The organism is Pseudomonas sp. LB3P25 (assembly GCF_054897985.1).
Genome location: NZ_CM142711.1, coordinates 2,555,280 through 2,567,135, shown reverse-complemented (window position 1 = coordinate 2,567,135; position 11,856 = coordinate 2,555,280). Strand labels below are relative to the sequence as shown.

9 protein-coding genes are annotated in these 11,856 nt (G+C 59.6%); 2 read left to right on the top strand and 7 right to left on the bottom strand.

All coding sequences use genetic code 11. The annotated features are described in order from the left end of the window. Window positions 1-118: 118 nt before the first annotated feature. The 5 genes from ACYZTW_RS11525 to ACYZTW_RS11505 form a co-directional block, all read right to left on the bottom strand. Entirely contained in the window at window positions 119-859 is a 741-nt protein-coding gene (locus ACYZTW_RS11525; RefSeq protein WP_462004939.1) for a TorF family putative porin, read from the bottom strand. 111 nt (window positions 860-970) lie between these two features. Next, window positions 971-2,713, bottom strand: coding sequence for an amidohydrolase (locus ACYZTW_RS11520; RefSeq protein WP_462004938.1), 1,743 nt, complete (start codon window positions 2,711-2,713; stop codon window positions 971-973). 18 nt (window positions 2,714-2,731) lie between these two features. After that, entirely contained in the window at window positions 2,732-4,600 is a 1,869-nt protein-coding gene (locus ACYZTW_RS11515) for an amidohydrolase (protein WP_462004937.1), read from the bottom strand. Window positions 4,601-4,946: 346 nt separating this feature from the next. Continuing rightward, window positions 4,947-5,969 (bottom strand): helix-turn-helix transcriptional regulator, encoded by a 1,023-nt coding sequence (locus tag ACYZTW_RS11510; RefSeq protein ID WP_462004936.1) that lies wholly within the window; start codon window positions 5,967-5,969, stop codon window positions 4,947-4,949. A gap of 146 nt (window positions 5,970-6,115) precedes the next feature. After that, the gene (locus ACYZTW_RS11505) at window positions 6,116-6,559 is read right to left on the bottom strand and encodes a potassium channel family protein (RefSeq protein WP_462004935.1); all 444 of its coding nucleotides are present in this window, start codon (window positions 6,557-6,559) and stop codon (window positions 6,116-6,118) included. A gap of 463 nt (window positions 6,560-7,022) precedes the next feature. Here ACYZTW_RS11505 and ACYZTW_RS11500 point away from each other — a divergent pair, with 463 nt between their 5' ends. Together ACYZTW_RS11500 and ACYZTW_RS11495 are read left to right on the top strand one after the other, a co-directional pair. Continuing rightward, window positions 7,023-7,319, top strand: a complete 297-nt coding sequence (locus ACYZTW_RS11500) for a hypothetical protein (RefSeq protein WP_462004934.1) — start codon at window positions 7,023-7,025, stop codon at window positions 7,317-7,319. Window positions 7,320-7,683: 364 nt separating this feature from the next. Continuing rightward, window positions 7,684-8,355, top strand: a complete 672-nt coding sequence (locus ACYZTW_RS11495; protein ID WP_462004933.1) for a class I SAM-dependent methyltransferase — start codon at window positions 7,684-7,686, stop codon at window positions 8,353-8,355. 364 nt (window positions 8,356-8,719) lie between these two features. Here the strand turns inward: ACYZTW_RS11495 and ACYZTW_RS11490 are convergent, their stop codons facing one another. Together ACYZTW_RS11490 and ACYZTW_RS11485 are read right to left on the bottom strand one after the other, a co-directional pair. Further along, on the bottom strand, window positions 8,720-10,729 hold the full coding sequence (locus ACYZTW_RS11490; protein WP_462004932.1) for a putative bifunctional diguanylate cyclase/phosphodiesterase: 2,010 nt from the start codon (window positions 10,727-10,729) through the stop codon (window positions 8,720-8,722). Between the two features lie 171 nt (window positions 10,730-10,900). Further along, complete coding sequence (locus ACYZTW_RS11485; protein ID WP_462005741.1) at window positions 10,901-11,848, bottom strand: Csu type fimbrial protein; 948 nt, start codon at window positions 11,846-11,848, stop codon at window positions 10,901-10,903. Window positions 11,849-11,856: the final 8 nt, after the last annotated feature.

The following is an 11,856-nucleotide window of genomic DNA, read 5'->3' as shown; positions in this document are numbered from 1 at the left end:
ATACTGACAACAATGCGATTTTGCGACTGCTGCGCAGTCGAGCGGGAGCAAGCTCCCTCGCCACAATTGATCGCTCGACCCTGGATTTCTGTTAACTGATTGGCAGGGCTTTTAACGCTTAGAACGCCTTGCTGGCACTGGCAACTACAGTGGCGGTGCACAGATCACCATAGCCGTACCAGCTCGCGCATTCGCTTTTCGACAGGTCGGTATCAATGTAGCTAAGGCCCCAGGTCACGCCCACGAAATTGCGGGTCAACTTGGCTTCCCACTCGCTGTAGGCATCACGGCTTTCGCCGCTGGCGGACCAGAAAGCCGGGTCTTTGACATCGTTGCGACCCACGCGCAGGTCCAGGCCGATCTCGGCCGGCAATTCGATTTTGTAGCTGAGGTAGGTGTAAAGGGTGTCCTGGTCCTCGCCAAAGAAGTTCGGCGTATCGTTTGAGTAGTAAGCGCCAAGCTTCACGCCATAAACGTCAAGGACGGCGTAGACCTCACTCAGGTTGAATTGGCTCTCCTTTGGATAGTCGTACTTGATGTACCCCAGATCGAGGCTGATGGCCTCGGTCGCCTGCCAGTAGTAGCCCGCGTAATACTCGAGTTCCTGCCGCGTCTTGAACTCGCCGCCGAAGTCGACATTCGAGGTCCAGGCGCCCACGTACAGGCCGCTGCTGTGCACCAGCGTGGCGCTGGCCTGAGCCGCCGGATCACCCAGGGTTTGCGAAATGCCACGGGTGCGGTAGTCGCTGAAGACTCCCAGGGTCATGTCCAGATTGAAGTCATCGTTGAGTGTCAGGGCCTGGGTGGTCAGGGGTGCCAATACAAGCGTGGCAAGGGTCAATACTGAGCGTGCGTTCATACAAGTCTCTTATTGTTATGGAGGTGCGGGTTATTTCAGGCATGGCGATGCCGAGCCCCTCGTCATACGAGGAGCCGGGCGGTCTTTTGCGTGGTGCGGGTGAACGGAGGGTCAGGACGCGGGCGCGTACACCTCTTTGCCGGCGAAGAAGGTCTTCAGGACCTTGGTGTCGAACAGTTCGTCATCGCTGACCTTGAAGACATCGCGGTCGAGGATGATCAGATCGGCCTGTTTGCCGGGTGTCAGCGAACCAATCTGCTGCTCCAGACGCAAGGCTTTGGCGGCATTGAGCGTGTAGGCGTAGAACATGGTCTGGCGATCGATGCTTTCCTTGGCATTCAACACACCCAGCGGCCCTTTGCGCGTACTGGCCTGAGCGATGGCGTTCCACGGATTGGGGCTGGACACCGGCCAGTCACTGCCTCCGGCGATGACCGCACCGGCGTTATGCAGCGACCTGGCCGGATACTGATAACCGTAAGCAAACGCGCTGATATAGGGTTTGACCAACTCCACGGTGTAACTCTCGCCGGTGGCCCACAGCAATTGCATGGAGGCGATCACGCCAAGCTGCTTGAAGCGCGGAAACTCTTTCGGGTTGACCAGTTGCAAGTGGCTGATGCTATGAGCCGCCGGTGTCGGGTTGAGTTTGCGAGCATAGGCAAAACCATTGAGTGACTCACGCACCGCACGGTCGCCGACCGCATGCATGTGCACAATCCAGTCGCGCTTCTCTGCTGCCACGACCAACTCACCGAAGTGCGCGGGGTCGATCAGCAGTTGACCGTTTTTATGGCTGTTCTTGAAGGGAACGATGACCGCTGCCGTCTGCCCCGGAAACTCCAGAACGCCGTCAGCGAATACCTTGATGCCAGGAAAACTCAGGTTGGGCACACCCTCGAATTTCTTCATGACCTTGGCCAGCACCTCAAGGTCGGCCGGCCGACTTTTCGGGTTGGCCAACAGCAGCGCGGCGACGTGGGCATTGAGTTCACCCTTCTGCGCCAGTTCACGGTAAAGCGGCAGCACGCCGTAACTCTGCTCGGTTGCCTTGAAATCGAACAACGAATCGCCACTGCCGGCATTCGCGGCGGCGTCCATCCAGGCGGTGACCCCGTATTGATTGTTGACCCTTACTGCCTCGCGAGCGGCTTTCAACATGATCTCGTCGCTGGGCGCGGGGATCTGGCTGCGTACCTGATCCCAGCGAGACTCGGCAAAATAACCATTGGGGGTGAAATCCGCGTCGTGCCCCACATAGCTGCGATCCTGTTCCGAGAGACCTTTTACCAGTGCCGCGTCGATCTTCAGGCGCTTGAGCATGGCGTTGTTGGCCCAGCCGGTGTGCCCGTCGATCCCGCTGAGGACCACCGGTTGATCCACCCAGCGTCCCTGATTGAAGCGCTGGCCCAGCTCACGGCTCTTGTCCCAATAGGCCGAACTGACCCCGGCGATGCTGATCACGTCACCGGCCCGCGCAATGCCCGCCTGATCCTGTTCGATGATCCACTGTTCAAGCTCCGGCATCGGCTTGACCTCATCCAGCAGGTTGGCCCCCATGCTGTCGAAGGCCGCCACCACCGGGTGACTGTGGGTATCAATCATTCCCGGCATCAGCACCTTGCCCGCCAGATCGATCCGTTGCGTGCGGGTGTCGGCCAAGGCGTTGATCTCGGCATTACTACCCACCTTGAGGATCTTGCCGTCTTGCACGGCCACCGCCTGGACCAGTCCCTGACCGGGTTCGGCGGTGAAGACCTTGCCGTTGAACAACACAAGGTCAGCGGCGGCCATGGCCTGCACCGAAGAAAAAGCCAGGGCTGCGGCCAACAGGTTTGGAATAAATCGCGGCATCGGAACGCTCTCTTGTTTTTATTGGGCTGGGCGGGAGGCTGATGCCTGGGACAACACCTTCGGATCAAGGCCAACGAACGGCGCCTTGGCCCACACGACCTGGCCGCCCACGACCGTCAGCAGCACGTCATTTCGGGCCAACTCCTCCTCGGGAACCTGCATGAAATTTTTGTCCAGTACGATCAGGTCCGCGAACTTGCCGACCTCGACCGAACCGACAACAGCGTCCAGTTTCAGCTGCTCGGCGGCGTTCATGGTGATGGTGCGCAGCACTTCAGTGCGCGACAGCGCCGGGTCGGCATTCAGCCTCCCCGCATACTTGGGGCCATAGCTGTGCGGGTTCAGCGGATCACCTGAGCGGGTGACACCGATCTTCAGCGCCAGGAACTCGTCGAGCGGGTCGACCGGCCAGTCGCTGCCATACGCCACACGGCCGCCGGCACGAGCGATGCTGCCGGAGGGTTCCATGCGGGCAAATCGCGCAGGCCCCAGATGCTCGTTGGTACCGTCGACCGTGGACGGCGCTTGCTGGGCCCACTGGAAGGACATGTTGGCGGTCACGTCGAGCGCCTTGAAACGCCCATAGTCGGAAGGGTCCACCGACTCGTTGTGAGTAATGGCCGGGCGGAAGCCATTGCCAGGCAGTTGCTGGCGCACGTATTCGATGCCGTTCAGTGAGTCACGCACCGCGCGGTCTCCGGTGGCATGAAGGTGCGGATCGAGGCCGGCCTGAACGGCCTTCAGCAGCAGCGGGTTGAGCACTTGCGGCGGGAAGTAAAGCTCACCGGTGTTCTTGCCGGGTGTCCACTTCGGCGCCGTGTCGGTGCCGGCGTTGCGCAGGTACGGCGTCAACATTGCACCGGTATCGGCCGGCGCGTTGATGATGCCGTCCATGAACAGCTTGACGTGACGCATGCTCACGCCCGGCGCCGGTTTCGCTTCGCCCTGGTCGTAGGTGGTGGCCAGTGCCTTGGCCTCGGCGATGGTTTTGTCGGGGTCGGCAGCCGCGGCGGCAGGGTCGAGTTTGATCGCCAACAAGGCCCGGGCCGTCAGCTCACCCGATTGCTGCAGGGTGGTAAACGCTTTGCCGTTTTCCGGCCCCGACAAGGCATCGAAGAAACTGGTGATGCCTTGCTGGCGCATGGCGTCGAGCGCCGCGCGGGTCTGATTGAGTTTCTCGGCGTCGGTGGCAGGCGGCACCACGGCGGCCATGGCATCGGCGGCTCCATCTTCGCAGATACCGTTCGGGCTGCCGGCGCTGTCGCGCACGTACTTGCCATCACCGGGATTGGCCGTGTGCTTGTTGATGCCGGCGACCGCCAGGCCGCGAGAGTTGCTCAGCACCGTATGGAAGTCGGTGGAACGGACTTGAATTGGACGATTGGTCTTGAGCGCGTCCAGCGTCGACTTGTCGGGGTCGCCGTCGAGTCCGGTCATGCCAATGCGGTCCCAGCTACCCACTTCGAGCCAGACATCGGGGCCTTTGTCCTTGTCGGCATCCAGGCACGTCTGAATGGTCTCCTGGAAAACCTTGCGGGTCATCGTCTGGTATTTCAGGTCGCACAAGGTCATGGCGCGGCCGCCGTCCCCCGGATGCATGTGTGCATCGATGAAGCCCGGCATCACCATGCGACCCGCCAGATCGATCAGCTGTGTCTGCGGGCCGATGTAAGAGGAAACCCCTGCATCACTGCCGACATAAACGATCTTCCCGCCCGTGACGGCGATCGCCTGCTGCACGGAATTTTTGCCATCGACGGTGTAGACATAGCCGCTGCGCATGACCATGTCGGCGCCTGTCGAAGCGTGAGTCTGACACCCCACCAGTGCCACACAGGAAAATGCCGTTGTCGCGGCAACGGCGATAAATAGCCTGGAAAATTTCAACTGCCTCACCTCTATTTTTATAGTTTTGGAAGTGGCCCGAACGGACGGCCGCAAGCCCTTGGTATGCAGGGCATACCCTATAGAGCGCGGCGGTCGGATGGACCTCCACAAATGAGGAGGGGTAAGGCAAATACCGGTCAGTTGAGCAGCAACGCATACTTTGTAGCTGCCTTGTGGCGAGGGGATTTATCCCCGTTCGGCTGCGAAGCAGTCGTGGATTCAGACGACGCGGTGCATCAAATAGACCGTGCGTTCAGATTTTACGACTGCTTCGCAGCCGAACGGGGATAAATCCCCTCGCCACAAGGCAGCTACAAGGTATGCGTTATGGCTTAAGGCGCTGCGCTTAATTACGACGTGCAGTTTGCGCAAGCGAAGTCGGCGAACGCAGGGCTGAACCCAGTTCCACCTTGCTCTTGACGCCGAGCTGCAGGTAGCAGTTGCGCAGATAGGTGCGCACTGTGGCCGGACTCAGCGCAAGGATTTTGGCAATTTCCTTATAGGAATGGCCAGCGGCGAACAGCATCGCAGCCGTTCGCTCGCGAGGCGCCAACACCGCCCCGCGCGACTGTGATTCGAGCGACAGAATCACATGCTCGGCGTTAGGACTCAGTGTCAGCGCACAACGACCGAGGCGAATCACACACGGCGCTTTTTGCAATTGCGCGATGACCTCCACGGGAAGCATTGAACCACTCCAGCCGGGCAACTCGCGCTGAATGGCGGCGCATAGACTTGCGCCGACGTACAGCAGACTGCCGTCCATCCGGGCGACCCCGAAGTCAGTCGCCCCGTTGCCCGTGTCGAAGCGAATCATGTCCTGCACCTGGAACCGCCACAGCTGCAACAGATGGTCGCAGAACGCCGAAAACAACCCGGCCTCGCTGTCGTTGAAAGCCGGTGCATGAAGGCCACGGTAGAGACAGACGAAGAACATCAAGCCGCTTTCAGGGAGCTCGAAGGTGATGCACATCAGGTGGTAGAGGTCGTGACGCCGTGCGAAGTCGTTCACCTCCTCGCAGGGGTCGGTGAACCCACTGTCGCGCACAACTTCCCCGGGTTGACTTAAGGTCTCCTGGGAAAATCTGTCGCTGACCGCCACTTTGTGCCATTCGGCGACAAACGACTCGGGCAAATTGATTCGCCCGTGCATCCAGCTTTGAGGGGGTGTACTGGCGTCTGACGTCGACATCTCACCCCACCATGCCGAAGCGAAGGGCACCAGTTGGCTAAATGCCTGCAAGCCGTCGGCAATAAATTGGGAGGCACCGCGATCTCGGGCAAGACGACCCAGGTGCAACACGCAACGATTGAACGCCTTCAGCGTCGCCATCGACGCATTGGCGCCGACCTCATCACCCTCCTCCATTGTTTTCATCCTGTTTACTACATGGCGTATTGTTTCGACGATGCCATAGGCGCAGCGATGGCGTCCAGCGAGCGGTGTTGCGGGGCAAGGCGATACCGCCGACAATCCGTAAGCATTGATGACGACTCCAAAACGGAAATGTTCGGCTACAGGTCGTTATCGGTGCCGGATTTCGCGTGAACCCTCTGGTAAATGTGATTAACCACAGCGAAGAAGAAACCCGTGGATAAACCGCACATGAGGATGCCGGTCAAACCCTCTATCGGACCGAGCAGCCGCCACGATTTCGCCAACACCACCTCTCCATAGCCAATCGTCGCGTAGGTCACTCCGGAGAAGTAAAGTGCCGTTTCGATGTCGGGCAGACATTCCTGCCACAGATAGAACGCTGCCCAGATAGAAATCTCTATCACATGGAGCAGAATCAGGTAGCAGGCCATCCATACCAACCTTCCGCTGATCGACCACAGATGGATCGGAGACACCGTTGCCCACCGATCCAGAGCCCTCAACATCAGGGCCATACCCACTGCATGTACCACCACGGTACTGGCCGCCAATCCCCACGCGAAGAAGATATTTGCAGACATCGGTGCTCCTCAGGGAGGCCAACCCTATCGTTCGCCACACAGTCTCGCGGATGCACTTGCCGCACTCTGATTTTTCAGCAGGCTGATCTCATCCAGCAGAGTCGGTCGTTGCTCAAGTGCCATGCGCGCAATGTCTACTTCCATTGGGAGAAAACTATCCAGTCCGGATCGAACTACCCGCTGATACGCAACGGTTACAGCGAGATAACGGTGACTTCATTCTAGGCGATTATCGGTATTGAACCCGCGTTGGCGCACTCAACAAATAGCGGAGCGCTGGAAGGCCACGCTGTGCGCAAACGGATCGCCTCTCGCCGTCGTACGTTTTACTCCGGCTGTCTGCAAGAATGACCCAAATGCGCTAATTCCGCTAAACCGACCCAAGGGCAGGCACAACACCGTCTAATCTGAATAGAACACGACCACAAACATGCCTCTAGCCTCTTGATACAGGGGAGATGGGATGACCGGAAAAACAGCGCGCCAGTGCTCATGGGTCCTGCCCTCCCTGCTCGCCATCAACCTGGCGCTGACCGCGGGATGTGCAGGCAAAGCCGCGACGGCTCGCTATTCGGCCTCAAGCATAGGCGACAGCTGCTATGCAAAAGCGCTACCCACTGCCGGCGAGGGTGGCCTGGCTTGGGGCTCCACCTTGAGCATGGCTCGCAAAAAATCCCTGGATAATTGCATACGCTATGCCGGCCGATCCGGTGGCACGCCGGATACCTGCAAAGTGGTGTTGGCGGAGTGCAAAAATTAATGGAGCGGCAGTGAAGCGGGCCGTTCGGTTCGTGCTCAACCACCTGACCGAACACCAGTCGGTCATGACCGAGGGCATCTGATCAAGACGCCAGTTTTTCACGGCGGTGGCCGGACGTGCTTCGCTTCGGTCTCCTGAAAAACCCTGCCAGTCCCTTCGTCAGAGTGCCGGCGAATTGCCTAAAGCTAGCTTGGTGGCCCCCGTGACGGCCACTTCAACAAACTTGTGTAAACCTGGATGGCGAACACGACTCCTGCTTGCGGGATATTGCCGACCAGCCATTCGACCGGACGCCGGTAAAGCGTCTGCGATCCACCCGCACTTGTCCTATCCTTCCATCCAACCAATAACTCCGGACATCGATATGCCCGCCCCCGAATCCACCCTTCTTCAAAGCTGGCACCACAACGCCCAATCCTGGATCGAAGCCATCCGCACCGGCGCCATCGAAAGCCGCCTAAAAGTCACCGACCAGGCAATCCTGCTGGCGGTGCTGGGTCGTCAGCCCGAGCGCGTGCTCGACCTGGGCTGCGGCGAGGGCTGGCTGTTGCGTGCGCTGACTGAACGGGGCATCAAGGCGGTCGGTGTGGATGGTGATGCGACGCTGGTCGAGGCAGCCCGGGCGGCGGGCTCTTCGCCGGTGCATTTGGCGAGCTATGAAGCGTTGGTGGAAGCGAAGGTGGACATCGGCAGCGACTACGACCTGATCTGCGCCAACTTCGCCCTGCTGCACCAGGACATCATCCCGCTGCTCGTCGCCATGAACGCCCTGCTCGCCCCTGGCGGCGCGCTGGTGATCCAGACGCTGCATCCGTGGACCGCGGCGGCGGGTGACTATCAGGATGGTTGGCGGGAAGAGACCTTCGCTGGGTTCAAGGGGCAGTGGCAACCCATGCCGTGGTACTTGCGCACCTTGTCCAGTTGGTTCAATGCACTGGACATGGCCGGTTTTCGGCTGGCCGGCCTGCAGGAGCCACAGCACCCGCAAAGTCCTGTGCCGCAGTCGTTGCTGTTGGTGGCCGAACATCGGGGCTGAGTGCAATCGATGAATTTGGGCAAGGCTAATCGCTTGGTCGGATGCTGCTCGACTGAGTATCCGCAGGGAGCCTGCCCCGTTTGACCGGCACGGCTCCCAAGCCCGCGCTCTGCGCCCGAGAGGCGCCTGCTTTTGGCCAACTTCTATCGCTAACGACTGCCCGCCTGGGTCGTTGGAAGTATGTCGCGACCAGCAGCTATCGGCCAGAAGCGGACTGTCGCCAGTGCCCACTTTGATTGGCAAGATGCGAATTTCGCCCCCTACTTCGTCTGCCTATGCATTCGGCTGTCCTCGCCAACAACGTACCGGCTTGTTGAGCGAGCTTGCGCCACTCGGTGCTGGTGGGTCTGTGAGAGCTGTTCAGCTACTTGCGCTCTCGCTCTTCATACCACTGCATGAACGCTTCGGCGCTTACCGGTCGGCAGACGTGAAAACCCTGGGCCATGTCGCAGCGGTAACCGCCCAGCGCATCAAGCAACTCGGCTGTTTCTACGCCTTCGGCGATGACCTTCATGCCAAGGTTATGTCCCAGGTCAATGACGCTCCGTACGATCAGTTCGTTGGCCGGATCGCTTCGCATGGCCAGTACAAAGGATTTGTCGATCTTGAGTTCGCTGATGGGCAGGTCCTTCAACTGAGCCAGGCTGGTATAGCCGACGCCGAAATCATCGATGGCGATATGGATGCCCAGCGTATGCAGCTGCATCAGGAGGGTACGAGCAGCATAGGAATCGAGCATGATGGCGGACTCGGTCACTTCGAGTACGAGCATGTTCGGGGTCAGTTGGTGGTGCTCAAGCAGGTCGACAATCTGAGTTACCAGCTTGTCGTCCAGCAGGTTGCGTGCAGAAATGTTCACGGCAACCGGTATGCATATCCCGGCGTGGCCCCAGGCCCGCACCTGAGACAGCGCAAGGTTCAGCACGTATTGAGTCAGAGCGCCGATGATTCCGGTGTGTTCGGCAAACGGAATGAACTCATCCGGATTGACGAGACCGCGCACCGGGTGCTGCCAGCGCACCAACGCCTCGACTCCGGTGACGTCTCCTGTGCTCAGACTGACCTTGGGCTGGTACTCCAGGAATAATTCGCCGCGATCCAGACCTCGCCGCAATTCGCCGAGCATTGCCAGGCGTTCCGGAGAGCGCCGATCCCCTCCCGGGTCGTAGGCGAGTATGCCCTTGCCCTGCTTCTTGGCCGCATACATAGCGATGTCGGCGCGCTGCATGAGCGTCGAAGGATCGTCACCGTGCAGACCCGACACCACGACCCCAAAGCTGGCCTCGACATCCAGTTCGATCCCGTCGATTTCGAACGATGCGGTAATCGCGGTGTGCAGCCGTTGCGCTGCTTTCAATGCCCCCTCCAGGCCTTCGACGGAGGGAAGCAGAATCGCAAACTCATCACCTCCCAACCGGGCGACCGTGTCGATTTCCCGCGCTTCACTGATCAGCCGCTTGCCGATCTGGTCGAGCAGGCTGTCCCCGTAGTGGTGCCCCAGGGTGTCGTTGACGTCCTTGAAGCGGTCAAGATCGATCAGCAACAGGCCCGTGGTTGACCCCTGTCGGCGACCAAGGCGCAGTGCCTGCTCGAAACGGTCAGCCAGGAGGGTCCGGTTGGCCAGCCCGGTGAGCTTGTCATGTAGCGACGCGTGCAAGGCATCCTTGCGCTGACTGTCGAGTTCGACCCGCGTACGCCACAGCACTTGGGCGAACAGGCCGGCGAGAAGCAGCCCGGCGATAAAAACGATGGGCGTGCTATTGGCGTTAAAGGCCTCCCGTGTGCGTAGCTTCTCCAGCGCCACGATAGACTCCTCGTGCTGATCGGCCGCGGCTTGCAGGACGACTCTTTCAATCGTTTCGAATCGCGGGTCGGTCTCCTCGTTGTCGATCCGGCGCCCCCGCGCGTCATCTCCACGATCGACGGCATCGAACACCTTATTGATGCTTTCCAGGTAGAGGATCAGTGCCGTACGGACATCCTCGACCAGGAGGTGGTCCACAGGTGATCCGGAGCGGTGAATACGCTCGAGTGCAATGGTCAGTTGCGCTACGACAGTCTTGAAGCTACGACGTAGCTTCGGACTGGGGTCCAGCCGATATTTATTCTCCAGAGACTCGGCGGCTGCCAGCGCAGTCGCCGCCGCTGTGTAGTGGTCGGACAGAACGCTCGAGGCGATCGCCTCCTGCCCCAGGCGTCCGGTGGTGATTGACGACCACACCGCAAAGCCACTGATTGCCAGCAGAACGGCGACCAGACCATAGCGCGCCCACCTGCTGGCTATCGTGTTACTCCAGCGCATAAGCGTGGGTATGGCAATCCCTTGCGCAAAAGCTTCAGCATGCTCAGGACTTGCTGGCGGTAAATTGCTCATACGCTACTCCAGGGAAATGCAGGTGACGGCAGTCTTGTGGACCGACCGCAGACTGCCGATCAGTCGTGGATCAATCAAATAATCGACAGTGGTTAATTCCGGGCATTCTTAGTCGAACTCAGCCGGGCAGCCAGCCGCTACAACGGTCGCAATCCTATATTCAGACTCTTTCTAAAACCCCACATCCAGCACCACACTGTCCAGATAGGTTCCCGGTGGCGGCGTGCTCTGGTCGGTGTAGATTTTGGCGGTGTAGTTGAAGATCTGGCTGCCGGTGCCCAGGCCGTTGCCGGGGTTGACTTCGGCATCGGAACTGGCGCGGCGGGCCGTGCCGACGCTGCCCCAACGGGTGGTTCCGGCGCTCTTGAAGATGTCGTAGGCCAGATAATTGCCGCCCAAGATCATCCGCCTGCGCCCGCCCACGCCGACAGCATGCTGACCATCGTCCAGCCCCACCGTGTAGGCACTGCCCTTGGTGCACGCCAGGTTGATAGTCTGGCCAGTGACAGTGGCGAAGGAGCTGATTATCGAGGCGCTGCCAAAGCTGATGTTCGGTGCAGTGATCGTGCAGTCGTTGTCCACGGTCATATTGACAGTCAGGCTGGTGGAACCGCTGTTGATGTCTCGCCCCTGACAACTGCCGCCTCCACCATAGTCATGGCAATAATCCCAGCTCCAGAAAATGTTCAGGGTTTCAGAGTAAATCCCGGCAGCCACGTTGCTGCCGATAATCGTACTCAGGTAGATCGGTACGGCCTTGGCAACCACTGGATTGGACAGCAGGCCGAGGTTATCGATGATTGAAGATCGGGCGAAGTCGAACGCCACGCCACGAGTGATCGGATGGCTGGTGCTGTTGTTGGCAAACAGTGTGTAACCAATCACATCACTGGTCGGCCCGACCACCCCAGCGGTTGCCGACGTAATGGTGGCGTAAAAATAATCATCGCTGGCCAACGGCGACGCCAACGAACCGGTGCAACTCAAACCGGCATTGGTGGTGGAACTGGTTTGCAAAGTGGTACGCACCGCGATCGAACTCATTGAGCCAAAACCAGCCGGTGAAGTGCTGACCACATCGCACAAGGCATAGGCCTGACACGGCAGAAAAATCGCCATCAGCCCGA

Bases quoted from the DNA above. Each gene is read 5' to 3' on its own strand.
- ACYZTW_RS11490 (WP_462004932.1), bottom strand. From the start codon at position 10,729: ATGAGCAATTTACCGCCAGCAAGTCCTGAGCATGCTGAAGCTTTTGCG.
- ACYZTW_RS11505 (WP_462004935.1), bottom strand. From the start codon at position 6,559: ATGTCTGCAAATATCTTCTTCGCGTGGGGATTGGCGGCCAGTACCGTG.
- ACYZTW_RS11525 (WP_462004939.1), bottom strand. From the start codon at position 859: ATGAACGCACGCTCAGTATTGACCCTTGCCACGCTTGTATTGGCACCC.
- ACYZTW_RS11495 (WP_462004933.1), top strand. From the start codon at position 7,684: ATGCCCGCCCCCGAATCCACCCTTCTTCAAAGCTGGCACCACAACGCC.
- ACYZTW_RS11500 (WP_462004934.1), top strand. From the start codon at position 7,023: ATGACCGGAAAAACAGCGCGCCAGTGCTCATGGGTCCTGCCCTCCCTG.
- ACYZTW_RS11520 (WP_462004938.1), bottom strand. From the start codon at position 2,713: ATGCCGCGATTTATTCCAAACCTGTTGGCCGCAGCCCTGGCTTTTTCT.
- ACYZTW_RS11485 (WP_462005741.1), bottom strand. From the start codon at position 11,848: ATGGCGATTTTTCTGCCGTGTCAGGCCTATGCCTTGTGCGATGTGGTC.
- ACYZTW_RS11510 (WP_462004936.1), bottom strand. From the start codon at position 5,969: ATGGAGGAGGGTGATGAGGTCGGCGCCAATGCGTCGATGGCGACGCTG.